Source organism: Aquabacterium sp. (assembly GCF_036273115.1).
Taxonomy (GTDB): Bacteria; Pseudomonadota; Gammaproteobacteria; order Burkholderiales; family Burkholderiaceae_C; genus Aquabacterium.
In genome coordinates this window covers 36,797-63,108 of the sequence record NZ_DASUIN010000027.1, presented here as the reverse complement: position 1 = coordinate 63,108, position 26,312 = coordinate 36,797, and the positions used below count along the sequence as shown (strand labels likewise).

At 59.4% G+C, this 26,312-nt stretch carries 15 protein-coding genes and 6 tRNA genes; 5 read left to right on the top strand and 16 right to left on the bottom strand.

What is annotated here, in order from left to right:
* Position 1: 1 nt before the first annotated feature.
* Entirely contained in the window at positions 2-4,669 is a 4,668-nt protein-coding gene (locus VFW72_RS11975; RefSeq protein ID WP_329674528.1) for a heme utilization protein, read from the top strand.
* A gap of 152 nt (positions 4,670-4,821) precedes the next feature.
* On the opposite strand, the gene VFW72_RS11970 is transcribed toward VFW72_RS11975, so the two are convergent.
* The 5 genes from VFW72_RS11970 to VFW72_RS11950 form a co-directional block, all read right to left on the bottom strand.
* Entirely contained in the window at positions 4,822-5,622 is an 801-nt protein-coding gene (locus VFW72_RS11970) for a DUF5672 family protein (RefSeq protein WP_329674527.1), read from the bottom strand.
* Positions 5,623-5,632: 10 nt separating this feature from the next.
* Positions 5,633-7,627 carry a tetratricopeptide repeat protein gene (locus VFW72_RS11965; RefSeq protein WP_329674526.1) on the bottom strand — a complete coding sequence of 665 codons (1,995 nt, stop codon included), beginning with the start codon at positions 7,625-7,627 and terminating at the stop codon, positions 5,633-5,635.
* A 102-nt stretch (positions 7,628-7,729) separates the two neighbouring features.
* Positions 7,730-9,118: a TolC family protein gene (locus VFW72_RS11960; RefSeq protein WP_329674525.1), complete on the bottom strand. Its 1,389-nt coding sequence runs from the start codon at positions 9,116-9,118 to the stop codon at positions 7,730-7,732.
* Positions 9,119-9,121: 3 nt separating this feature from the next.
* On the bottom strand, positions 9,122-10,357 hold the full coding sequence (locus VFW72_RS11955) for an HlyD family type I secretion periplasmic adaptor subunit (protein WP_329674524.1): 1,236 nt from the start codon (positions 10,355-10,357) through the stop codon (positions 9,122-9,124).
* Positions 10,358-10,367: 10 nt separating this feature from the next.
* Positions 10,368-12,650, bottom strand: a complete 2,283-nt coding sequence (locus tag VFW72_RS11950; protein ID WP_329674523.1) for a type I secretion system permease/ATPase — start codon at positions 12,648-12,650, stop codon at positions 10,368-10,370.
* A 301-nt stretch (positions 12,651-12,951) separates the two neighbouring features.
* On the opposite strand from VFW72_RS11950, the gene VFW72_RS11945 reads away from it, so the two are divergent.
* From VFW72_RS11945 to VFW72_RS11935, 3 genes are all read left to right on the top strand, one after another.
* Positions 12,952-13,698, top strand: coding sequence for a hypothetical protein (locus VFW72_RS11945; protein ID WP_329674522.1), 747 nt, complete (start codon positions 12,952-12,954; stop codon positions 13,696-13,698).
* Positions 13,699-13,723: 25 nt separating this feature from the next.
* Entirely contained in the window at positions 13,724-14,836 is a 1,113-nt protein-coding gene (locus VFW72_RS11940; protein WP_329674521.1) for a DegT/DnrJ/EryC1/StrS family aminotransferase, read from the top strand.
* 128 nt (positions 14,837-14,964) lie between these two features.
* Positions 14,965-15,186 carry a hypothetical protein gene (locus tag VFW72_RS11935; RefSeq protein WP_329674520.1) on the top strand — a complete coding sequence of 74 codons (222 nt, stop codon included), beginning with the start codon at positions 14,965-14,967 and terminating at the stop codon, positions 15,184-15,186.
* 72 nt (positions 15,187-15,258) lie between these two features.
* Here the strand turns inward: VFW72_RS11935 and VFW72_RS11930 are convergent.
* Positions 15,259-15,332: transfer RNA gene (locus tag VFW72_RS11930), tRNA-Cys, on the bottom strand.
* 78 nt (positions 15,333-15,410) lie between these two features.
* Positions 15,411-15,486 (bottom strand) — tRNA-Gly (locus tag VFW72_RS11925).
* 140 nt (positions 15,487-15,626) lie between these two features.
* On the opposite strand from VFW72_RS11925, the gene VFW72_RS11920 reads away from it, so the two are divergent.
* A tRNA-Leu gene (locus VFW72_RS11920) sits at positions 15,627-15,719 on the top strand.
* Positions 15,720-15,811: 92 nt separating this feature from the next.
* Here the strand turns inward: VFW72_RS11920 and VFW72_RS11915 are convergent.
* From VFW72_RS11915 to VFW72_RS11875, 9 genes are all read right to left on the bottom strand, one after another.
* On the bottom strand, positions 15,812-16,297 hold the full coding sequence (locus VFW72_RS11915) for a class I SAM-dependent methyltransferase (protein ID WP_329674519.1): 486 nt from the start codon (positions 16,295-16,297) through the stop codon (positions 15,812-15,814).
* Between the two features lie 178 nt (positions 16,298-16,475).
* Positions 16,476-16,549: transfer RNA gene (locus VFW72_RS11910), tRNA-Cys, on the bottom strand.
* An 84-nt stretch (positions 16,550-16,633) separates the two neighbouring features.
* Positions 16,634-16,709: transfer RNA gene (locus tag VFW72_RS11905), tRNA-Gly, on the bottom strand.
* A 165-nt stretch (positions 16,710-16,874) separates the two neighbouring features.
* Positions 16,875-19,301, bottom strand: coding sequence for an endopeptidase La (gene lon / locus VFW72_RS11900; RefSeq protein ID WP_329674518.1), 2,427 nt, complete (start codon positions 19,299-19,301; stop codon positions 16,875-16,877).
* A 125-nt stretch (positions 19,302-19,426) separates the two neighbouring features.
* On the bottom strand, positions 19,427-20,701 hold the full coding sequence (gene clpX / locus VFW72_RS11895) for an ATP-dependent Clp protease ATP-binding subunit ClpX (RefSeq protein ID WP_329674517.1): 1,275 nt from the start codon (positions 20,699-20,701) through the stop codon (positions 19,427-19,429).
* A gap of 96 nt (positions 20,702-20,797) precedes the next feature.
* Complete coding sequence (clpP, locus tag VFW72_RS11890; protein ID WP_329674516.1) at positions 20,798-21,406, bottom strand: ATP-dependent Clp endopeptidase proteolytic subunit ClpP; 609 nt, start codon at positions 21,404-21,406, stop codon at positions 20,798-20,800.
* Positions 21,407-21,646: 240 nt separating this feature from the next.
* Entirely contained in the window at positions 21,647-22,963 is a 1,317-nt protein-coding gene (tig, locus tag VFW72_RS11885; protein ID WP_329674515.1) for a trigger factor, read from the bottom strand.
* A 37-nt stretch (positions 22,964-23,000) separates the two neighbouring features.
* Positions 23,001-23,087, bottom strand: a tRNA-Leu gene (locus tag VFW72_RS11880).
* A gap of 96 nt (positions 23,088-23,183) precedes the next feature.
* Positions 23,184-26,312, bottom strand: coding sequence for an efflux RND transporter permease subunit (locus VFW72_RS11875; protein ID WP_329674514.1), 3,129 nt, complete (start codon positions 26,310-26,312; stop codon positions 23,184-23,186).

Below are 26,312 nucleotides of genomic sequence, written 5' to 3'. Positions count from 1 at the left end.
ACTGACCACCGCGCAAGTCGTGGCCCTGTCGACCACCCAGGTCCAGGCCCTGACCACGGCACAAGTGGCCGCACTGGAGAGCACCGACCTGGCTGCGATGACATCCGCTCAAGCGGCTGTGCTGAACACCGCTCAGGCCGCCGCCATCGAGACCACCGACATCTCCGCGATGTCGACCGCCTCGGTCCGCGCCCTGACCACCGCCGCAGTCAACGCACTGGGTACCGACCAGATTGCCGCGCTGACCACCGCGCAAGTCGTGGCGCTGTCGACCACCCAGATCCAAGGCCTGACCACCGCGCAGATTGCGGCACTGGAAAGCACCGACCTGGCTGCGATGACCTCGGCTCAAGTGGCGGCACTGAACAGCGCCCAAGTCGCCGCGATCGAGACCACCGACATCAGTCAGCTCAACACAACTGACGTCCGTGCCATCACCACCACCGCCCTGACAGGTCTGACCACCGCGCAAGTCGCCGCCCTGACCTCGACTCAGATCGGTGCCCTGACCTCGACCCAGGCGGCAGCCCTGAACACGGCACAAGCCGCAGCGATTGAAACCACCGACCTGTCGGCCATGTCGACCGCCTCGGTTCGCGCCCTGACCACCGCCGCCATCAACGCACTCGGTACGGATCAGATCGCGGTGCTGACCACGGCTCAAGTCTCTGCCCTGTCAACCACCCAGGTTCAGGCACTGACCACCGCACACGTGGCGGCCCTGACCACCGCGGATGTGGCCAGCATGACCTCCGCCCAGGTTGCCGCGCTGAGCAGCACCCAGGCTGCAGCCATCGAAACGACCGACATCAGCCAGTTCAACACGACGAACGTGCGTGCCTTGAGCACCACCGCCATCACCGGACTGGATACCGCCCAGATTGCCGCGCTGAACACCGCGCAGGTCAATGCACTGACCTCGACACAGTCGGCCGCACTGAACACGGCCCAGGCCGCTGCGCTGGAAACCGGTGACATCAGTCAGTTGACCACCGCCGCTCTGCGAACCCTGAGCACAGCCGCTGTGAACGCTCTGGGCACTGACCAGATCGCCGCCCTGACCACCGCGCAAGTGGTGGCCCTGGCGACCACCCAGGTCCAGGCCCTGACCACGGCACAAGTGGCCGCACTGGAAAGCACCGACCTGGCTGCGATGACATCGGCTCAAGCGGCTGTGCTGAACACCGCTCAGGCCGCCGCCATCGAGACCACCGACATCTCCGCGATGTCGACTGCCTCGGTCCGCGCCCTGACCACCGCCGCCGTCAACGCACTGGGTACCGACCAGATTGCCGCGCTGACCACCGCGCAAGTCGTGGCACTGTCGACCACCCAGATCCAAGGCCTGACCACCGCGCAGATTGCCGCGCTGGAAAGCACCGACCTGGCTAACCTCACCTCGGCCCAGGTGGCCGCACTGAACAGCAGCCAGGCTGCCGCGATTGAGACGACTGACATCAGCCTGCTCAACACGACCGACGTTCGCGCCATCACCACCACAGCCCTGACTGGCCTGACCACGGCCCAGATCGCCGCGCTGACCTCGACTCAGATCGGTGCCCTGACCTCTAGCCAGTCTGCCGCGCTGAATACGGCACAAGCCGCTGCGATCGAAACCACCGACATTGGCCAACTCAGCACTGCGGCTGTCCGTACCCTCAGCACCGCGGCTGTGAACGCCCTTGGCACCGATCAGATCGCTGCGCTGAGCACCGCTCAAGTCGTGGCCTTGGGCACCAACCAGGTTCAAGCCCTGACCACCGCTCAGGTGGCCGCTCTGGAAAGCACCGACCTGGCTGCGATGACCTCGGCTCAGGCTGCCGTGCTGAACACCGCACAGGCCGCGGCCATCGAGACCACCGACATCTCCGCGATGTCGACCGCCTCGGTCCGCGCCCTGTCGACCGCAGCAGTGAATGCCCTGGGTACCGATCAGATCGCAGCCTTGAACACCGCACAGGTTGCCGCGCTGTCGACCACCCAGGTCCAAGGCCTGACCACCGCCCAAATTGCAGCGCTGGAAAGCACCGACGCAGCGGCTCTGACTTCTGCCCAGGTCGCAGCACTCAACAGTGCCCAGGCCGCAGCGATCGAAACCACCGACATCGCACAGTTCAACACCACGAACATCCGTGCGCTGACAACCCAGGCTGTCACCGGTCTGACAACGGCCCAGATCGCGGCCCTGAGCTCGACTCAGGTCGGCAATCTGACCTCGACCCAAGCTGCCGCCTTGAACACCGCACAGGCAGCGGCCATCGAGACCACTGACATCGGCCAACTCAGCACCGCGGCTGTCCGCGCCCTGAGTACCGCCGCGGTCAATGCCCTGGGCACCGATCAGATCGCTGCACTGTCCACCGCCCAAGTGGTGGCTCTGTCGACCACCCAGGTCCAAGGGCTGACCACAGCGCAAATCGCCGCGCTGGAAAGCACGGATACCGCTGCGCTGACTTCGGCTCAGGTGGCGGTCTTCACCAGCACCCAAGCTGCAGCGCTGGAAACCACAGACATCAGCCAGCTGAACACGGCCAACATCCGTGCGCTGACCACCACCGCACTGACCGGTCTGGACACCGCCCAGGTGGCTGCTCTGACCTCGACTCAGATCAACGCCCTGAGCTCGACCCAGGCTGCTGCGCTGAACACGGCACAGGCTGCCGCGATCGAAACGACAGACATCTCTGCGCTGACCACCTCGGCCATCCAGCAGATGAACACCGCTGCGATCAACGCTCTGACGACCACTCAGATTGCCGCGCTGACCACTGCTCAAGTGGCCGCGCTCAACACGAACCAAGTCTCGGCACTGAGTACCGCTCAGATCGCCGCGTTGGAAAGCACTGATCTGGCCGCGATGACTTCCACCCAAGCCGCTGCACTCAACAGCAGCCAGCTGGGTGCCATCGAAACCACGGACATCAGTGCGATGACCACCACGGACATCCGCGCCCTGAACACCAATTCACTGGTTGGCCTCGACACGGCGCAAGTCCAGGCGCTGACCACCGCCCAAGTCGCGGCCCTGAGCACCACACAAGTGGGTGAACTGAACACGGCTCAGATCGCCGCGCTGGAAAGCACCGATCTGGCCATCCTGAGCTCGGCACAGGCGGCGGTTCTCGATACGGCCCAAGTGGCCGCGATTGAGACCACCGACATCGCCCAGCTGACCACGGCTGCAGTACGCGCCCTGAGCACCGACGCCATCCACGCCCTGACCACCGATCAGGTGCATGTGATGACATCGACCCAGGTGGCCGCGCTGAGCACCACTCAGATCAACGCGATGGAGACCACCCACATCGCTGCCCTGACCACGACCGATATCGGTGCCCTCAGCACCGCCCAAGTCGCCGTGTTCGACAGCAGTGACGTGGCAGCCCTGAGCACCGATCAGATCGTGGCGTTGAACACCTCGCACTTCGCGGCGCTCAGCACCTCGGCCATCTCGGCACTGAACACGGCTGACATCGCGGCCATGGACACAACCGACATCCGCACCTTGTCGAGCAACCAGATTGCGGCCCTGACCACCTCGGCGGTCAATGCCTTCGACACGACGGACATCGGCGCCCTGACCACAACCCAGATCCACGGCTTCAACACAGCCCAGATCGCGGCACTCGATACCTCAGACATCGCGGCGCTCAACACCGCGCAGTTCCATGAGTTCACGACCACGCAGATCCAGGCCATGACCACCGATCAGGTGGCCGCAATCGAGACCACCGATCTGGCATCGTGGAGCATGGTCCAAGCCGCGGCGCTGACCTCGACCCAGTTCAATGCGCTGACGACCGAACAGACCAACGCGCTGTCAGGTATCTCGCCCATCGTGCTGGATCTGGACGGCAACGGCATCCAGACTGTTGACGCGGCACACGGGGTTCAGTTCGATCTGCTGGCCACCGGTCACCAAGTCCAGGCAGGCTGGGTCTCGAAGACCGATGGTCTGCTGGTGATGGATCGCAACCACGACGGCAAGATCAACGACGGCAGCGAGCTGTTCGGTGCGGCCACCAAGACCGCCGATGGCCACAATGCTGGCGATGGCTACACCGCAATGCGTCTGGAAGACACCAACCACGACGGCAAGCTCACCACCTTGGATACGCACTACAGCGAACTCAAGGTGTGGGTGGACGCCAATGGCAACGGTGTGACCGACGGTGGTGAACTGCACTCGCTGGCCAGCCTGGGCATCATCGAGATCGACCTGCACAGCCAGACCGGTACCGAGATGAACAACGGCAACCTGCTGGGTCTGACCTCGAGCTACAAAACCGCTGACGGCGCCAACCACGCTGTCGCCGACGTGTGGTTCGCCAAGGCCCCTGCCGCCGAAGCCACGCATGTGGACACTTCGAGCAACACCGCCCAGACCGGCGCCACCGAAGCCCATCAGGCTGCGGTACAGGCTGGTACGGCCAGCGGCACCACCGAGCACACCACGGCCACGGTGGCGGTTGACTCGACGACCACAACCACGCACCTCAGCGTCTCTGCGGGCGATCTGCTGGCAGACCCAGGGCATGACTTGATGGCGAGCGCAGGCGGCACCTTGAATGTGGAGATCACCACCCAGGTCGTCCACACCGAGGTCACCCTGGTGACCACTGATCCGACCAAGCTGATCGACGAGCAAAATAACCATCCGCTGATCTGATCGGCTGATACAGGATGGCAAAACCGGTGGCTCTGGCCACCGGTTTTTTTTTGCCCTGCCCTTGCCTGTCAGGGGGCGCAGTCTTCGGGGCAAAAAAAATGGCCCCCGAAGGGGCCATCTCAGATCAGGCAAATGTGCTCAGATTTGGGCGCTCAGATGTGGGCCGCCTCAATCGCCGGCATGGCCGGCGGGCGCACCGCATAGCGCCCGACAGCGCGCGGGGGAGCCTCTTCCAGCAAGGTTTCCCAAAAAGCCTGGTTGTAGCGCCACCAGGCATGCCCGCCCATGGGGGCCAGGTTGTCATTGACGGCGTAGTAATACTCAGGGCGCAATTCCAGCGCGAAGTGAGAAGCCACTCGCTCATTGGGCACCAGGAAGTCATTGGACTGCGAGCCCATGATCGCAAAGAAGATGTCTTCGCTCGACCCCGTCTGCACGAACATCTGCGTGGCCTGAGGAAATTCATTCAAGAGGCGCACGCAGGCGGCGTTACGACGCAGGCTCAGGCCGCCATTGCCCACATGGGTTTTCACGCGCTTGCGTTTGTCACCCGAGAAGGCATCCACATTGACCATGATTTCAAGCCCATCGGGCCAAGGTGCGCCCACATAGTCATAGGGCTTGGCACACCAGTCATCGAGCTCGTCGCGCAGCAAAACCGCATCGGTTTGCAAGATCAGCATGAACTCGTGATCCATGAAGTGTTGGTAGAAGCCTGGGTGCAGCAACAAGCGGTTGTAGCCTTGAATGGACGCAAAGTACTCGTCTGCAAAGCGAACCAGACCCACGCCAGGGTAGCGTGTCATGTAAAACGACACATCCAAGGAGGCGGGCGCAATGAAATAGCAGGTTCGGCCAGCCGCGAGACGAGCGAGCGAATAGTCCAGTGAAAACTGCTCCATCTCGTCCAGACCGGGCTTGTAGATGGGAATGACGATCGCGCAGGAACTCATCTCAACTCCTTCAAGCGTGGCTCAGTGCGTCACGCGCACCACCCAGCTCGGCCTGGCGCCACATGGCGGTGTAGATCGCCTCCAGATTCTGGCAAAACCGATCGGTATCGAACAGCGCATGGGTATGACGATGTGAGGCCAATTTGGCTTTCACGCCTTTCAGTACTTCCGGGTTGCTCGCCAGATGCAAGGCCAAGGCCTCATAGCCTGCGGGCGAATCAGCCACCAACTCCGGCATGCCCATGGCGTTGAGCAAGCTGGCAGCCACCCGTGCAGGGAAAGCACCGCCCAGGAAGGTCACCACAGGCAAGCCCGCCATCAAGGCATCGGCAGCCGTAGTGTGCGCGTTGTAGGGATGGGTATCCAGGAAAATGTCCGCCTGACGATAGCGCGCCAGGTGATCTTCCACACGCGGCACGCGCTTGGCAAAAATCAGACGCTCTGGGTCCACTCCACGCTTGGCCGCTTCCTGGCGCAAATTGCGCTGTGACACCTCGCTGCGCGACATGAGCCACAGCACGCTGCCAGGCACTTGCTGCAGCAAACGCATCCACACGTTGAACAACGGGGGCGAAATCTTGTAGTCGTGACTGAACGAACAAAACACGATGCCCTCGTCAGGCAGGCCGCATTCCTGGCGAGTGGGCGTGGTGTCGGCAATCTGCAAGCCGGTGTCGGTGGGCAGATAGGCGTCGGGCAGATAGACCACCTTCTCATTGAAGAATTGCTGGTGTTCGGCCGGAATCACGAAGCGGTCTGCAATGATGTAGTCCATGTAGGACGTACCCATGGTGCCGGGATAGCCCAGGTAGTTCACCTGCACAGGCGCAGGGCGATAGGCAAACACATCGGTGCGGGAGTCGGCGGTGTAGCCGGCCAGATCGACCGCCACGTCCACTTCCATGTCGCGCATCAACTTGGCAATGTCTTTTGCATGCATCAGGCGTGCGTCGACAAAATGGTCGAAGCAGGCGGTCATGCGGTGGCGCAAGCGGCTGTTGTCGTCAATGCCCAGCGAAATGGCGATGGTTTCGAAGCGATTTTTATCGTGACGCTCAAAAATACCCGCCATCAGGTGGCCAACTGGGTGCTCACGCAAGTCTGGCGACACATAGGCCAGCTTGATCTTCTTGTGACGGTAGCGCTCGCCCGTCCACAACGGAGCGCGTGCAGGGAAACGTGCGGCAAACAGCTGCGCGCTGATCTGGTGCGCCTGAGCGTCGTCAGAAAATGCCATCAAAGGCAGAGACTTGCAGGTCTTGCGACCCGCCTTGATGCCCTCGACCATCTTCTGGGCGGCGACGTCGAAATCGGTCCAGTCACAGGCATGCAGGCGCTCATAGGCCAGCAGACCCTCGCCCCAGTCGTAATCGGGTTTGACTGACAGCAACTTCTGGAACACGGCCACAGCCTCTTCGCTGCGCTTGAACTCGGTCAGGATGATGCCGCTGTTGCCCAGGGCAGTTTCGTGATCAGGCCTGAAGGCCAGAACACGCTGGAAGCGATCCAGTGCCTCGACATGGCGATGGGCCTCACGCAGCAGCACACCGCTGTTGATCAGCGCTTCCGCATACTGTGGGTTCAGTTTGATCGCATTGTCATAGGCGATCAGGGCATCCGCTGGGCGACCCGCGCCTTGCAAGGCCGAGCCATACGCCATCCACAAAGGCGCAAAGCCGGGGGTGACAGCCACAGCCTGGGCCAGCATGTCCATCGCAGCAGCGCTTTCGCCCCGCTGCATCATGATCACGGCCAGCGAATAGGTGGCAACGCCATCATGAGGAACTGCCTGCAGGTAGCTGCGAAACAGCGCTGCAGCCTCTTCCATGCGGCCAGCATTCTGCAATTCAATGCCGCGCACCAGAACGGATTGGTCCACGCTTTGAGGGGTCACGACCGGCGCACTCTCGGGCGTGCCGAAATGAGCCTGCATGGACTGGTTGACCACCTCGGCAGCAGCCTGGGAAGCCGCGCGAACACCGGCATCGGAGGAAAGATGACCCATCTTGGAAGCCCCTATGGAGACGTTTCACACAATGATGACGTCTAGATTAGGGGATTTTTCACGGGCGCAGTGTTCGCATCAGCGCCCCAAAAACCGGGCTTATCAACGCTGCTCAGGCATCACCCAGGCACTCAGGCCTGAGCCCATGGCACGCAGTTGCGCGGTCGCCTGATACCCGTCGTACAGCGCATTCACGTACGAAATTCTCAGGTTGAAGTGGTCGCTCTCGGCTGACATGACATCAAACAAGGAGCGTTTGCCAATCTGAGACCACTGCTGGAAAGTGAAGTTGCGCACCCGTTCGCTGTCGCGCAGCACATCCACATAGCGCTTGGCTCGGTCGAACGCACTGGTGGCAATGTCATAGACCTCGGCCGTACGAGCGTATTTCGTGTTGAGCAGATCAGTCAGTTGCGAACGAGTCGCCTGAGCCCTTCGCAAAGCCGCTTGGGCTGCCGCGTCATCCGAGAAACCATTGAACAGGGAATAGCTCAAGGTGACCCCAGCCTGCCAGGAGGACACCGGGGTTCCGCCCTGCCTTGCCTCGGTCTTGCCCACATTCCAATTCAGCTGAGGGCGCTGGCCCGCGGCAACCGCCTGGGCATAAGCATCTGCAGCGTCAGCCTGGGTTCGCAGTTGCTGGGCATCGCTGCCAAACTCGATCTGGCGGTTGATTTCACCAATCTCCGGCACCACAGACAATGGCAAGGTAAATCCATCGCCCGTCACGTTCAAATCACCGACCAGCTTGCGCAGCTTCAACTCACTCTGGCGGCTCTGGGCCAAGGCCTGATCACGTTGCAACTCGGTCTGGGCCTGGGTCTTGCGAACCTGGATCAATTCGCTGGTCCGGCCCTTGTCTTCGGCAACGATGCCTTCCAGGGCCTCTACCAAGCAGCTCATTTTGCGCATGTACTGCTGGTAGACCTGGGCCTGCAATTTGTATCGGCTGCGTTCCAAAGCCGCAGAAATTGCTTCCAGCACCACCTGGTCCTGCGTTACGGCCGCGCCATAGCGCGCCGCCCCCAGCAGTTCGTTGCGATAGGCCATCAACTGGCGCAAGCGCCCCCCGTCATACAGATTGGCGCTGACATTGAGCGACACACTGGCCTGCTTCTGGCGAACCGGATCGTTTTGCCCGATCTGATTGCCAATCGCGCCCAAGGTGCCGTTTACCGACACGGTAGGCCAGCGCCCCGCCTTTGTTTCAGTCAGATCAAATTCAGCCGCCTCGGCCAGCAAGCGCGCGGCGCCCAAGGAGGCGCTGCGCTTGGCCGCCTCCCTGGAGATGGCCTGCAACTGAGTCATGGGCTCCACCTGGGGCTCGACTTCCACCTTCTCTGGTGCCGCATTGCGCGAAGCCGACTTCAGGTACTTTTCCAGGTTCTGGTTGGCCAGATCCTCGCTGCAGCGCGCCGCCCAAACCACATTGCTGCAGCCCACCATGACCAATGCTGGTACGGCTCGAATCCAAAATTTTGACAGCTTCATGGCTCAGCGCTCCTGGAAAGCTTCCTTCGACTTCATCAGCGGCGTCAGGATGTACTGCATGACAGTTCGCTCACCCGTTCGCATCTCCGCCGTGGCCGTCATCCCCGGTATCACCGACAGAGGCTGGCCACCCTTCTTCAAGGTCGACACGTCAGCGCGAATCAAAGCGCGGTAGTAGGTGGCGTCAGGCGAATTGGCCTTGCCCTCCTCTGCCAGCGCGTCAGGGCTGATGTAATCGATCACGCCCTCTAGTCCACCATAGACAAAGTAGTCGTAAGCCGATAACTTGACGGTCACAGGCAGCCCTTTTTTCACGAACCCGATGTCTGCCGGTTTGATTCGGGCCTCGATCAGCACCCTCGATCCCAGCGGCACAATTTCCATGATGGCCGCGCCGGCCTGGACCACGCCGCCCACCGTGGCGATGCGAATGTTCTTGACCAGACCGCGAACAGGCGACTTCAATGTCGTGCGGCTCAGCACGTCCTGCTTGACCACCATTTGCTCTTCCAGCTGGGCCAACTCGGTACGAGCCTTCACCAACTCGGCACTGGCGTCCTGACGGAAGCGGTTCACACGTTCTTGAATCTGGAGACCGAGGTCGTTGGCCTGGCGTTGCAGGCGCATCACTTCGACTTCGGACATCAGGCCACTGGCTGCAAGTCGTTCCGACATGCGCAGTTCGCGTTGCAGCAAGCTCAAGCTGCGGCGGGTCACGCCAACCGCTTCATTCAAGGCCTGGCGACGCGCTTCGTAAGATTCAGTCTCGCCCTGCACCACCGCCTGGTTTGCCAGAACCTCGGGGGGAAATTTCAGGGACTTCCCAAGCGCCTCCGCCTGAAGCCGAGCCACAGTGGCCAGCAAAGCGATGCGTTTGGCCTGCCCTTCGTTCTGCTGAGCCTCGAAACGGGTCGGATCAAGCTGGACCAGATCCTGGCCCTTCTCGACCAACATGCCTTCACGCACCATCATCTTGCCGAGAATGCCGCCTTCCAGGCTGGAGATCACCTGCTCACGCCCCTCGGCCACCACACGGCCATCGGCTTTCACAATTTGATCCACCCGCGCCAGCGAAGCCCAGATGCCTGCAGCCAACACCACGGCGCACATCAGGTAGAGCGCCCAGGTCGCCTTGACCGCGCTTTCCACCACATTGGCTTCCTTGATGCCTGACAGAAACTGCTCGTCACCGGCGAAGTACTCACCAGCCAGGCTCTCTTTGCGGCGAAACCATTTCATGCCGCCACCCTCAGGCTGTCATCGCCAGCTCGCGCTGCGGTGCAGGCGCTTGTGGCGCGGCTTGCTGGGGTGCTGGCTGACCGGGTCGTTGTCCGGCCAGCAGGGCCAAGACTTGGGCCTTGGGTCCATCAGCCAGCAATCGGCCGTTGTCGACCACGATAATGCGATCCACCACTTCCAGCAGTGCTGGTCGGTGGGTCACCACCACCAAGGTCTGCCCATTCACGGCCGTTTTGAGATGCTTGATGAACCCTGCCTCCGACTGGGCGTCCATGGAGCTGGTCGGTTCATCCATCAACAGAATCTGTGACTGCGTCACCAGACAGCGAGCCAGTGCGACCAATTGCCGCTGACCGCCCGACAGCAAGCTGCCCATCTCACCAACCGGCAAGTCATAGCCCATGGGATGGGCCGCAGCCAGCTTGTCCAACCCGGTCTGACGCGCCACCTCAATGAAACGCTCCATGTTGGCGTGCGAACGCCCCAACATCACGTTTTCTTTCAAAGTGCCTTGGAACAAGCGAGGCTCTTGCGACACGAAGCCCACATGGGTGCGGAAATCCATCGGGTCGATCTGCCGCAAGTCGATGCCATCCACTTCCACAAAGCCATCCGTCGGCTGATACAAGCCCGCCAGCAAACGCAAAATAGTGGACTTGCCACTGCCGATCTTGCCAAGAATGGCCACCCGCTCCCCAGGGCGGATCTCCAGCGAGACGCCTTTGAGCACAGTGGGCGCATGCTGACGGTTGCCCTTCGGATAGGCAAAGCTCACGTCCCTGAGGGCCAACTGCCCCTGCACGGTCGGCCGAGACAGATAACGCTTCTCCGGGTCACGTTCGGTTGGTATCGCCATCAAGTCATTGAGCGTGCGCATGGCCGCCCTCGCCCCCTGGAACCGTCCGGCCAGCATCACCACTGACGACAGCGGCGCAATGGCGCGCCCTGCAAACATCACCGCACCAATCAGCGCGCCACTGGAAATGTGGCCATCCTGAATCAGGATCACGCCCCAGATCAGCATGGCCACCGTCACCAATGGCTGCATGATCATGGTGAAGTTGTTGACGATCGACGCGATGGCGCGAGCCCTCAACGAAGAGGATGCCGCGGCCGCGTTCGCAGCTTGATAGCGCTGCAAGAAATACCCCTGCGCGCCAGCTGCCCGAACATCCTCCAAGCCCTCGACGACTGCCACCAGAGTGCCTTGCAAGTCCGCATGCTGTGACATGTTCGCAGTCATCAGGCGGCGCAGAATCGACTGCACCCCGAAAGACATACCCAGCACGACAGGCACTGCAATCAGCAACACCATGGCCAGCGGCCCCGCCACCACATAGGTCATCAGAACAAAGACCAGGATGAAGGGCATGTCGGTCAACACCGCCGTGCTGGCCGAGGTGTAGAACTCCCGCACCACTTCAATCTGGGCCAGTTTGTGCGCAAACGAGCCTGCAGAATCTGGTTTGTGCTCCAGGCGGATATTGATGGCCTGATTGAACAGAATGTTGCCCATCGCCAGGTCAGCCTTCTTGCCAGCGATGTCAATCAGGTAGCTGCGTAACTGGCGTGCGGCCAGATCAAACACAATGCCCAGAATGGCCGCCACCCCCATGGCCCACATCGTGGTCATGGCCTTGTGCGGAATCACCTTGTCATAAACAACCGAGGTAAAGAAACCCGTGATCAGCATGAGCATGTTGCTCAGCAACGCTGCCACCATCGCCCCCCGGTAGTAGGGCAAGTAGTTCCTCATGGTGGACCACAACCAATGGGCGTCAGGCTCATCGACATGACTTGCCGCGGCCCCCTGACCATTGCTGCTTTTGAGCGCGGCCAACAAGGCGTAGCCCGAATACTCTGGCAGCAACTCCTCTTCGGTGGCGGTCACCACCTCGCCACCTGCCCCCGGCATGACCACTTCGTAGCGGGCACCACCGGCGCGCTTGGATCGCACACTGATGCGCTTGGTCAAGATCACAGCATCGCCGTTGCGCAGCAACAGCACCACCGGCATCAGCAAGCCCAGGATCTTGCCTGGCGGACGCTTGACCAGCGTCGCGCTGAAACCCGCACGCTTGAGCACCTCGACCGCCTGCTGGCCCGTCATGGCCCCTTCCGGGCGCGTGCCATTCAACAGAGAGTTTTCCGTGCGATCCACCCCGTGATGTCGGCAAAGCCACATCACCGCTTCGAGCAAGGGATCGTCCACCGAAGACGCACCATCCCCTGCCACCTCAGCATCGGGCATGTTGACTGGCTCGATCAGATCGGACTCGTCAGGGGTGTTCAACCAAAAACTCCTTGTATGCACCCCAAACTGCAACGGGCAGGTCGCTCGAAGACCAACCCTTTGGGGGCACATACAGGAATGCTAGGTGTCGAGGCCAAGCTGCTTTAGCCGCAATAGAGGCCCGAATACCGCGTATTTCCCCGCTGTGGCACATTGCCCATCGCCACCAGCTTGGCCTCTAGAATTCCATGACATGGGAACAGAGCGGGAAATGGCTTTTTATTGCCCCCACTGGCCAGCCAAGGCTTCCACTACTCTGGACACTCATATCCCACCATAAACACAAGACCCCGAGGTCGCGATGGCAGCACAAGAACGCCGGATCCACATTCTTTACAGACACGTTCACGTGTCCGCAGAAAAGCGGAGTCGCGACCCCAATAAAACGCGTCCGGAATGGTTCTCCCATGCCAAGTGCTTCCACAACTTGCTGCAGACCATCGCCGCCGACCCGCAAGGCCACCGTGTTTCGTTGACAGTCGTGTACGACGGGTCTCTTGAGCAACTGCAGACTGATTTCATCGCGCCCTACATTGCCAACGAGGCACTGGGCGTCAAGATCCAGTTCATCAAAGGTGGCTCAGACATCAATTCGTTTCTGATCACGATGTCGCTGGCTCGCTCTCTACCCGTTCCCGACTCCGACCTGATCTATTTCCTGGAAAACGACTACCTGCACCAACACGGTTGGGTCAGCAAAGTCCTTGAGCTGTACAACAGCCCACACCAGTTCGACATCGTGTCTTTGTATGACCACAAAGACAAATACATCCTGCCGATGTACCACGACCTTCAAAGTCGGCTGCTGCTGTCTCACTCACATCACTGGCGGACTGCGCCTTCCAGTTGCGCTTCCTTCATCGTCAGCAAGGCGGAACTCGAGCGTGATTTCGACATCTGGGCCAGTGGCAAGACCGACTACCACTTCTTCACCCAACTGACCCAGAAACGTGGTCGTGTCCTTCTGACCCCCATCCCCGGGCTCTCGACTCACTCCATGGAAGGCTACCTCAGCCCGAATGTGGACTGGGCGGCCCTGTCCGTTTGAACCGGCCCCACTTCGGAGCAAGCTGATGAGCAACAAACAGGTCTTCGTTACCCAGCCATTCCTGCCCCCGTTGGAGGAGTTCACAACCTATCTGGAAAAGATTTGGGACAGCAAAGTACTGACCAACGGTGGTCCATTCCACCAGCAACTGGAAAAGGCCCTTTGCGAATACCTGGGCGTTGAACACATCGCTCTGTTCTCCAATGGCACCATCGCGCTGGTCACCGCCCTGCAGGCCCTGCGCATCACCGGTGAAGTCATCACCACACCCTACTCCTTTGTTGCCACAACCCATTCATTGCTGTGGAATGGCATCAAACCCGTGTTCGTCGACATTGACCCCAACACGCTCAACCTTGATCCCAGCAAGATCGAAGCGGCCATCACTCCGCAGACCACGGCCATCATGCCGGTGCACTGCTACGGCCACACTTGCGATGTCGATGCCATTCAGAAAATCGCAGACAACTACAACCTGCGAGTCATCTACGACGCAGCCCACGCCTTCGGTGTGCGTAACGAAAGTGGCAGCATCCTGCGCTACGGCGATCTGTCGGTCCTGAGCTTCCATGCCACCAAAGTCTTCAACACCTTCGAAGGCGGCGCCATCGTGTGCCCCGATGCCAAAACCAAGCAGCGCATCGATCATTTGAAGAACTTCGGCTTCGTGGACGAAGTCACCGTGGTTGCTCCCGGCATCAACGGCAAGATGAGCGAATTCAATGCCGCGCTGGGTATGCTCCAACTGAAATACATCGACGGCGCCATCCAGCGCCGACAGGAAATCGATGCGATCTACCGAGAGCACCTGGCTGAGGTCCCTGGCATCCGCTGCCTGGACCGGTCAGGGGAAACGGTCTCGAACTATTCGTACTTTCCGATCCTGCTTGATCAGAACTACCCCATCGACCGTGACGCGCTCTACACCGTCATGCGCAACAACAACATCTACGCTCGACGGTACTTCTACCCCTTGATCTCAGAGTTCCCAATGTATCGCGGCCTTCCCTCGGCACACCGCGACAATCTCCCCGTCGCCAGCCAGGCGGCCCGAGGCGTGCTCTGCCTTCCCATGTATCCGGACCTCAGCCATGAGGACCAGATGCGGGTCATTCAGTTGGTCAAAAATGCGGGGTAAGCCGTCCCGCTAGGACTGTTCATTTTTGTCATTTTTTACCGCCACACATCAGGATTCCCCTACAACAGCAGGCGCAGTTCCTGAATATCTGGCAGCATGCTGACATTGGAGTTTGATGAAAGCATCCGATGGACAGCACCCACCTCTATACCGAAGATGACCTGGCTCTCTTCCGCAAGCTCTTTGACGGGAAAAAGACCGGCGACGGGATCAGGCCCTCTGTGGTTGACCCGCTTTTCGTACGACGCCACGCGAATGTGTGGTTCAAGGAGCTTGGCAGCATGCTGGTTTTGACCCGCCGCGGAGCCGAGATCTTGCAGGAAACAAGCCGTCTGGTCGAAGCCAGTTGATACACGGCACCACTCTGCCCGGCACCAACAAAAAAGCCTTCTGAACCGCCGGGGTACAGAAGGCTTTGTATCTGGAGGCGCGGGCCGGAGTCGAACCGACCTACACGGATTTGCAATCCGGTGCATAACCGCTTTGCTACCGCGCCCCGAAAAGGCAATCAGGATTCGTGTCCTGACAAAAAAGGGAAGCCTATGTGAATCACTGGGCTTCCCTTTTAGGAATATGGAGCGGGATAAGAGGCTCGAACTCTCGACCTATACCTTGGCAAGGTATCGCTCTACCAACTGAGCTAATCCCGCGTATCGCTTTGTTTTGATAACGTTGGCGCGTCATCAGCGAAGAACTGAACTATACATCATTTTCGCCAACCAGCGCAAGTTGTTGCAAAAAATCGTCATCGTGTTGCACCAACTGTACTGCCATTACACTCAGCAGCCTAGCCCCGATGGTGAAATCGGTAGCCACAGCGGACTTAAAATCCGCCGCTTGCTGAATAGGCGGCGTGCCGGTTCGAGTCCGGCTCGGGGCACCAACTCAAGGTTTCAGTTGAGCAGGCTTCCCTGGCCTAGTCTCTTGCCCTCGGCTTCAAGCGCAGGCAAGTCCCCCCGGCTATCGGCTCAAACCTCATGCCACCTTGCGCAGAACGGCCATCAAATGGCTGCCGCGCCACTCCTGGCTGACCACCTGAAACTTCCCCTTGAACCCGTAGATCACCGCCCACGTTTTGACGTCGTCAAAATAGTTCGGGAACGTTTCCTCGGTAATGAAGTTCACGTGTGTTGGATCACAGAATGCGGCCGAGTGCGGATAAGCAGGCGTGAAAGACAAGAAATGACCACCCGGCTTCAGCACACGCCAGACTTCATTCATCAGCTCGATAAACGAGTTTCGACGTGTCGGGGTGTAGATCAATCGAGGAATGTGCTCCAGGAAGTCATAGGCAGTCACGTACTCGAATGAGTCATCAGGAAAGGGAATCGGATCCACCACCAGATCGGCTTTGACGATGTTGGAATCGGCATCATCACGGACATCAATGCCATAAACCTCTGCGGCGTTAAACGGGTTTTTAGGCTTCAAACCGCATCCGAGGTCCAGCGTTTTCGTCATGGCAGGCCACCTTTAGACTGAGAGTTATGGGGGGAGGAGATTGCCCCTCGTTCGTCTCATATGGTGCAAGACTCTGTCGCCGCTGATAGCCTGATGAATCCGGGATTTGGGCGGCATTTCAGCCACCCACTCGCCAGAACGAAAAAGCCCCTTCAACCAGGTTGAAGGGGCTCGGTCTTGGAGGCGCGGGCCGGAGTCGAACCGACCTACACGGATTTGCAATCCGGTGCATAACCGCTTTGCTACCGCGCCAAAAAAGCTGGCAGGAATCCTTGCGAACGCAAGGCACCTGTGAAAAAGGGAAGCCTGTTTACAACACGGCTTCCCTTTAGGATATGGAGCGGGATAAGAGGCTCGAACTCTCGACCTATACCTTGGCAAGGTATCGCTCTACCAACTGAGCTAATCCCGCATATTGCGCGCATTTGGACGAATCCATTTGCTTGCAGCCTTCGCTTTAACAGATGCTCTAGCGTTACCGCTTGCTTTGCTGTTTTGATCACGTTGGTGCGTGATCAGCGAAGAACTGAACTATAGCGCGGTTTTGGCCCGTTTGTCAAATAGGCCAAAACTTTTTTCAGTGTTTCAGCACATCGTTGCTTGTAGGCGACGCTGGTGCGGCTGCGGCTTCAGGCTTGGCCTCAACCTTGGCCTCTTCTTCAGGCAAAGGTGTAGGGGCGCGCTCCAAAGCCACTTCCAAGACCTTGTCGATCCACTTCACGGGCACGATCTCGATGTCGCTCTTGACGTTGTCAGGGATCTCTTGCAAGTCCTTGACGTTCTCTTCAGGAATCAACACCGTCTTGATGCCACCTCGGTGTGCGGCCAACAGCTTCTCTTTCAAGCCACCGATGGCCGTGACCTCACCGCGCAGGGTGATTTCCCCCGTCATGGCGACATCAGCGCGCACAGGAATGCCCGTCAGAGCCGAAACAAAGGCCGTCGTCATGGCGATACCCGCCGACGGACCATCCTTCGGGGTGGCGCCATCAGGCACGTGGATGTGGATGTCACGCTTCTCGAACAACTCGTCCTTGATGCCCAAGCGGGCAGCACGGCTACGAACCACCGAGCGAGCAGCCTCGACCGACTCCTTCATCACGTCGCCCAACTGGCCAGTACGGATGATGTTGCCCTTGCCGGGCATGATTGCGGCTTCGATGGTCAGCAAATCGCCGCCCACCTCGGTCCACGCCAAGCCAACGACTTGACCGACCTGGTTGTCCTTCTCCGCCTGACCGTAGGAGTACTTGCGCACGCCCAGGAAATCATTCAGGTTCTCGTCGGTCACAACCACCTTGCCTGTGTACTGCTTCAGCGCAAAGCCCTTGACCGTCTTGCGACAGATCTTGGAGATTTCACGCTCCAGCGAGCGGACGCCAGCTTCACGAGTGTAGTAACGGATGATGCCGCGGATGGCGCTTTCCGCCACATCCAGTTCACCGTCCTTCACACCGTTGTTCTTGATCTGCTTGGGCAGCAGATACGTTTGAACGATGTGAACCTTCTCGTCTTCGGTATAACCCGCCAGACGAATCACTTCCATCCGGTCCAGCAAAGCAGGCGGAATGTTCAGCGAGTTCGACGTCGCCACGAACATCACATCCGACAAGTCGAAATCGACTTCGATGTAGTGGTCGCCGAAGGTGTGGTTCTGCTCGGGGTCGAGCACTTCCAGCAGCGCCGATGAAGGGTCACCACGGAAGTCCATGCCCAACTTGTCGATCTCGTCCAGCAAGAACAAGGGGTTGCGTACACCCACCTTGCTCAGGCTTTGCAAGACCTTACCGGGCATGGAGCCGATGTAAGTGCGGCGGTGACCACGGATCTCAGCCTCGTCACGCACACCACCCAAGGCCATGCGAACGAACTTGCGGCCAGTAGCACGGGCAATCGACTGCCCCAGCGAAGTCTTACCGACGCCAGGAGGGCCAACCAGGCACAGGATGGGCGCCTTGACCTTGTCCACGCGTTGCTGCACAGCAAGATACTCAAGGATGCGTTCCTTGACCTTGTCCAGACCATAGTGCTCTTCATTGAGCACATGCTCGGCATTGGTCAGGTCGTGCTTGACCTTGGACTTCTTGCTCCATGGCAGGTTGACCAGGGTCTCGATGTAATTGCGCACCACGGTGGCTTCGGCCGACATGGGCGACATCAGACGCAGCTTCTTGAGTTCGGCCTCGACCTTCTTGCGTGCATCCTTGGGCATCCGAGCGGCTTCGACCTTTTTGGCCAACTCTTCGATGTCGGCCCCCTCTTCGCCTTCGCCCAATTCCTTCTGGATGGCCTTGACCTGCTCGTTCAGGTAGTACTCACGCTGAGACTTCTCCATCTGGCGCTTGACGCGGCCACGGATGCGCTTTTCAACCTGCAGGATGTCGACCTCATGCTCCAGTTGCTCCAGCAGCTTTTCCAGCCGCTGAGACACCGAGAACAAATCCAGCACGGCCTGCTTGGCTTCGAGCTTCAGAGGCAAGTGAGCAGCGATGGTATCGGCCAGTCGGCCGGCATCGTCAATGCCAGAAATCGAGGTGAGGATTTCGGGCGGGATTTTCTTGTTGAGTTTGACGTACTGGTCGAACTGCTGAGTCACTGCGCGGCGCAGCGCTTCCACTTCAGGGGTGACCTGAGCTTCAGGCTGAACCGGCACCACTTCGGCAGTGAAGAACTCACCACTGTCGTCGATGGACGTGGTATTGGCACGCTGAACGCCCTCCACCAGCACCTTCACGGTGCCATCCGGCAGCTTCAGCATTTGCAGGATGCTGGAAACACATCCGATTTCGAACATGTCCTCCGCCTTGGGCTCATCCTTGCCGGCAGCTTTTTGGGCAACCAACATGATCTGACGCCCAGCTTCCATCGCAGCTTCCAAAGCCTTGATCGACTTCGGACGCCCGACGAACAGCGGGATCACCATGTGGGGAAAGACCACCACATCGCGCAAAGGCAACAGTGGCAGGGAGATCGGTTCAGAGGGAAGAATGGGGTGTCCTGACATGATGTGGCTCACTTTCTCTGAAACCCAGTTGGGGTCTCACGGACAAAACACAAGGGCACCGGAAAAACCAGAAAAGGGACGGTTTTTCAGCGGTGCCCAATCAAAGCGGACATTGAAGTGCCTGCTCAAGCACTGGCCTTGGCCTGTTCCCGATAAACCAATAAGGGTTTCGCGTTCTCCTCGATGGTGGATTCATCCAGCACGACTTTCTGAACGCCTTCTTTCGTCGGCAATTCGAACATCGTGTCCAGCAGCGACTGCTCCACAATGGAACGCAGCCCACGCGCCCCGGTCTTGCGCGCCAGAGCTTTACGGGCAATGGCAGACAAGGCCGCAGGACGGATTTCCAGTTCCACGCCATCCATGGACAGCAGCTGTTGGTACTGCTTGACCAAGGCGTTCTTGGGTTCGGTCAGGATCTGCACCAGAGCATCCTCGGTCAGCTCACCCAGGGTGGCGACCACGGGCATCCGGCCGATCAATTCGGGAATGATCCCGAACTTGATCAGATCCTCGGGTTCGACCTCGCGGAACACTTCGGAGACTTTGCGCTCGTCCTTGCTCTGAACTTCGGCGGCAAAACCGATGCCGGACTTGACCGAGCGGCTTTGAATGATCTTTTCCAGACCGTCGAAAGCGCCACCGCAGATGAACAGGATGTTGGTCGTGTCGATCTGCAGGAAGTCCTGATTCGGGTGCTTGCGTCCACCCTGCGGTGGAACCGAAGCCATGGTGCCTTCGATCAGCTTCAGCAAGGCCTGCTGCACGCCCTCACCCGACACATCACGCGTGATGGAGGGGTTGTCGGATTTGCGCGAAATCTTGTCGATTTCGTCGATGTAGACAATGCCTCGCTGGGCCTTTTCTACCTCGTAATTGCAGTTCTGCAGCAGCTTCTGAATGATGTTTTCGACGTCTTCACCGACATAACCGGCTTCGGTCAGGGTGGTGGCGTCGGCAATCACGAACGGCACGTTCAACAAGCGAGCCAAGGTCTGGGCCAGCAGGGTCTTGCCCGAGCCAGTGGGCCCGATCAGCAAGATGTTGCTCTTGGCGAGTTCCACGTCGGGCTTCTTGCCGTCGTGGCCCATGTGCTTGAGGCGCTTGTAGTGGTTGTACACCGCCACCGACAACGTACGCTTGGCTGTGTCCTGGCCAATGACATACTGATCAAGGCTTTCCTTGATCTCCAGTGGGGTTGGCAAATCGCTTTTGGCAGGACGAGCCTGCTCGGCTTCGGCTGCCACTTCATCACGAATGATGTCGTTGCACAGCTCGATGCATTCGTCACAAATGAAGACGGACGGGCCTGCGATGAGCTTTTTCACCTCGTGCTGACTCTTTCCGCAGAAGGAGCAGTACAAGATTTTTTCGCTTGATGAGCCTTTTTTCTCGGGCATGGTGCGGCCTGTCAAAGAGTCGGCAAGGTATGGGTTCTGATAATAAGACAAATAGGGCCGTGAACAAGTTCGCGAAGAACCCCGACCCTACCCGCCTTATTGACGCTTTTCCAACACCTTGTCGATGAGTCCGTAGGTGGCAGCCTCGGCTGCCGACATGTAGTAGTCGCGCTCGGTGTCAGCCTGGATCTTCTCCAGGGACTGACCGCTGCGCTCAGCCAGGATGCGGTTGAGCTGTTCGCGGGTTTTCAAAATTTCACGCGCATGGATTTCGATGTCAGTGGCTTGACCCTGAGCACCCCCCAGCGGCTGGTGAATCATGATTTTGGAGTTGGGCAAGGCGAAACGCTTGCCTTTGGCGCCAGCGGCCAACAGGAACGCGCCCATCGAGGCGGCCATACCCATACACAGGGTAGACACATCGGGCTTGATGAACTGCATGGTGTCGAAAATCGACATGCCGGCGCTCACGCTGCCACCCGGGGAGTTGATGTACAGGGAGATGTCCTTGTCAGGGTTTTCACTCTCCAGGAACAGCAACTGGGCCACTACGAGGTTGGCCGACTGGTCGTTGACGGGACCGACCAGAAACACCACACGCTCGCGCAGCAGGCGGCTGTAGATGTCGTAGGCACGCTCGCCACGGCCTGATTGTTCAATCACCATGGGCACCAAGCCCAGGTTTTGCGTATCCAGTGCGCTCATGTGCATCCTTCAGAAAAACCGCCCTGCCCTCGGCAACGCGGCAATTTTTGTGTGTGAAATGATTATGACGTCCAGATCGACCTTGTCGAACGCCGGAAAAAGCGGCGGACTACCTTGATCGTCTTTCCGTTGTTTGCACGCACAAACCAGGGTGCACGAAACAAAAAGCACCTGCATCCCCAAGGGAATGACAGGTGCTTCGAGCCAGGCCACAGGCCCAGCTCAGATCTCCGTCGCCTATCAGGCTTGTTGGCCCATCAGCTCTTCGAAGCCCAGGGTCTTGTCGGTGACCTTGGCCTTCGACAGGATGAACTCAGCCACGTTGGACTCGATGACCACAGCTTCCACTTCAGCCATGCGCTGACGGTCGCTCATGTACCAAGCCACCACTTGAGCGGGTTGCTCGTAGCTCTGCGACAGCTCTTCGATGTGAGCTTGCAGTTGCTCGGGCTTGGCTTGCAGGTTGTTGGCCTTGACCAGTTCAGCCACGGTCAGGCCCAGGCGCACGCGACGCTCGGCTTGAGGCTTGAACATTTCGGCAGGAATCGGAGCCTTGTCGGCGTCTTTGATGCCGCGAGCCTTCAGGTCAGCGCGAGCACCTTCGAGCAGACGCTCGGTTTCAGCATCGATCAAAGCCTTGGGCAGATCAAAGTTGACCACGGTCAGCAGACCTTCCAGAGCAGCAGCCTTGTTACGGGCAGCCACGCGGAACTTCACTTCACGAGCCAGGTTCTTCTTGATGTCGGCGCGCAGGGTGTCCAGCGAACCGTCGGCCAGACCCAGGCTCTTGATGAACTCTTCGTTCACTTCAGGCAGGTTCTGCGCTTCGATCTTCTGCACGGTAACCAGGAAGTCGGCTTCCTTGCCGGCCACGTCCTTGCCGTGGTAGTCGTCAGGGAACTTCAGGGGGAAGGTCTTGGATTCGCCAGCCTTCATGCCACGCACAGCCTTCTCGAAAGCTTCGAGCATCTGGCCTTCGCCCAGCAGGAACTGGAAGCCTTCGGCCTTGCCGCCTTCGAAGGGCACGCCGTCGATCTTGCCTTCGAAATCGATGGTCACGCGATCGCCATCGGCTGCTGCTTCAGCGGCAGGACGTTGAGCGAAAGTACGACGCTGCTTGCGCAGGATTTCGATGGTGCGGTCGATGGCTGCATCGTTCACGTCAGCATTGACGCGCTCGATTTCAACGGTGGACAGGTCGCCGATGGACACTTCGGGATAGACCTCGAAGGTGGCGTCGAATTGGACCTGACCATCAACGGGCTCGCCCTGCTTTTCAGCGATGGAGGGAGCACCAGCCACGCGCAGGTTGGCTTCGGTAGCGGCCTTGGCAAAGGCTTCGCCCAGCTTGTCGTTCAGCACTTCGTACTGAACGGAGTAGCCGTAGCGCTGTGCCACCACGTTCATCGGCACCTTGCCTGGGCGGAAGCCATCGGCCTTGACGGTGCGGGCCAGCTTCTTCAGGCGGGCGTCGACTTCATTCTTGAGGACGTCAGCTGCCAGCGACAGGGTGATGCGTCGCTCCAGCTTGTCGAGGGTCTCCACGGTGACTGCCATGATCTGAACTCTCAGTCTTGATTGATAAGAAACGGTCTGGTGCGCGGGGGGGGACTCGAACCCCCACACCATTGCTGGCGTCAGGACCTAAACCTGGTGCGTCTACCAATTTCGCCACCCGCGCATGGACCAGAAAAATGGTCTGGGCGCAAAAACGCCCAAACTGGCTATTCGGTCGAATCTGTGATTCTAGCTCGGCAATTGGTCAGTTTTGCTCGATTCAAGCATCTCTGCGCACCCTGAACCACGCAGCGTACATTGCAGGCAACGCCAGCAGGGTCAATGCGGTGGCCACGATCAAGCCCCCCATGATGGCCACGGCCATCGGCCCCCAGAACACGCTACGCGACAGCGGGATCATGGCAAGCACGGCCGCCGCCGCCGTTAACACAATGGGGCGGAACCGGCGCACAGCCGCATCCACGATGGCGGTCCACGCCGGCACGCCTTGGGCACGATCCTGCTCGATCTGGTCGATCAGGATGACCGAGTTGCGCATGATCATGCCCATCAGGGCGATCACACCCAGCAAGGCCACAAAACCGAACGGACGACCAGACACCAGCAGAGCCAGCGCCACCCCGGCAATGCCCATGGGGCCGGTGAGGAACACCAGCAAGGCTCGCGAGAAGCTTTGCAGCTGCAACATCAGCAAAGTGAAGGTGATGAACAGCATGACCGGCACGTTCACAAAAATCGAGCCCTGGCCTTTGCTGGATTCTTCTGTGGTACCTGCCTGCTCGATGCGATACCCGTCAGGCATCTTGGCCTGCAAGGCCTGCATCTGAGGCCACAAGACCTTGCTGACGGTCGGCCCCTGTACGCCTTCACGAACATCACCCTGAACGGTCACAGCAAAGTGCCGCCCCTCGCGCCACAAGACGCCCGGCTCCCAGACCATGACGGGATGCGCCACTTGCAAGATGGGGACCATGCGCCCAGTCGCGGTGGGCACGTAGGCGTTACCCAGCGCAGACAGGGTTTCGCGTTCAGACTGCGGCGACTTCAGCATGATGTCGATGGTGCGATCGCCATCGCGGAACTGCCCAATCGGGCTACCCGAAGTCAGCACACGGGTGGCTTGCGCAATGGACTGCGTGGTAACGCCCATGGCACGCGCCTTGGCCTGGTCGACCTGCAGGCGAACGGATTTGACAGACTCATTCCAGTTGTCATTGACCCCCACCATATCGGCATTGGCTCGCATCAAGGCTTTGGCCTCATCTGCCCACTGGCGGACGGTGGCAACGTCGTTGCCGATGACTCGGAACTGCACAGGGTATGGCACGGGCGGCCCGTTGGGCAGCAACTTGGCACGGCTGCGAACTTCAGGGAACTCTGCTGCCATGATTTCAGGTAGCTTGCGCAGCAACACCTCCCGGGTGGCGGCATCAACTGGCAGAACCACCGCCTGGCTGACGTTGCTTTGAGGGAAGATCTGATCCATGGGCAGATAGAAACGTGGCAAGCCCGACCCCACCCAGGTGGTCACGGTCTTGACGCCAGGCTCCTTCATCATCCGTGCTTCAAAACGCTTGGCGACGTCCTCGGTGGTCTGGAAGCTGGTGCCCTCTGGCATCCACAAATCGACCAGGACCTCGAGGCGGCTCGAGTCAGGGAAGAACTGCTGCTGCACGCGAGACATGCCCATGAAACCCGCCACCAGGGCCAGAATGGTCAGGCCAATCGTGATCCAACGGTGCTGAACACACCAGTTCACCAGCGCTTTGAAGCGGGTGTAGAACGGCGTGTCATACAAATCCTCGTCGGCACTGACCTTGGGCTTGGTCTTGAGCAACCATTGCCCCAAGTAGGGCACGAAGTAGACCGATACCACCCAAGAAATGAGCAGCGACGCCGCCGTCACGGCAAAGATGGCGAAGGTGTATTCACCCACACCTGACTGAGCCATCCCGATAGGCAGGAAACCCACGGCTGTGATCAAGGTGCCCGTCAGCATGGGCATGGCGGTCAGATCATAAGCAGCAGTGGCCGCACTGACCTTGTCGTAACCATCTTCAAGCTTGTGCACCATCATTTCGACGGCAATGATGGCGTCATCCACCAGCAAGCCCAATGCGATGATGAGCGCACCCAGCGAGATCTTGTGCAGGCCAACGCCCCAGTAGTACATGACCAGAAAGGTGACTGCCAGCACCAAGGGAATGGTGATGGCCACAACCAGACCCGGACGAATATCGAGGCGCCAGGGCTTGGTGTGCAACCCCAGGCTGATGAAACTCACGGCCAGCACCACGACCACAGCCTCGATCAGAACCTTGACGAACTCCCCCACGGAAGACGACACCGCCTTGGGCTGGTCTTGAACCTGATCCAGATCGAGTCCGGCTGGCAGTTCACCTCGAATGCGTTGCACCTCGGTTTGCAGGTTTTTGCCCAGAGCGATGATGTCACCGCCCTTGGCCATGGAGATGCCAATGGCCACAACGCTCTTACCCTGGTGACGTACGCGAGTCGTCGCCGGTGTTTCATAACCTCTGCGTACCTCGCCAATGTCGCCGAGCTTGAAGGTACGCCCCTGCCCGGTGACAGGGTTGATGAGACGCAGCGGCATCGCGCGCAACTGCTCAACCGACGAGAACGAACCGGCGACACGCATTTGCACGTTGTTGGCTTGACCGGCGTAAACCCCCGCGCTTTCAACTCCGTTTTGCGCGTTGAGCTGCCCGATCAGCTGGCTCATATCGAGCCCCAACTCGGCGAGTCGGTGCTGAGAGATCTCGATATAGATCTTCTCTGGCTGGACGCCGAACAATTCAACCTTGGCGACAGACGGCACCCGAAGGAGCGCTGAGCGCACCTGCTCGGCGTGCTGGCGCAGTTCCTCATCCGAGAAACCATCACCCGACAGGGCAAAAATGGACCCGTATACATCGCCGAATTCGTCATTGAAGAACGGGCCATACACCCCCTGCGGCAGGGTATGGCGCATGTCGTTGACTTTCTTGCGCGCCTGATACCAGAGGTTAGGAATTTCCTTGGGCGGAGAGGAATCGCGCACCTGCAACAGGGTCAAAGATTCGCCCGGCTTGGTGTAGGAGCGAATCTTGTCTGCATAGGGCACCTCTTGAAGTGTGCGCTCGATCTTGTCCGTAACCTGCTCGGCCACCTCTTTCGCCGAGGCCCCGGGCCAATAGGCACGAACCACCATCACACGGAAAGCAAAAGGCGGGTCTTCGTCCTGCCCCAACTGGAAATAGGAAGCCACCCCCAGCAGCATCAGCACCACCATCAGGTAGCGTGTAAGGGATGGATGTTCGAGTGCCCAGCGGGACACATTGAAGCGTTGTCGGCCTTGTGCCGACCCGGTTTGTTCAGGCGTGCTCAC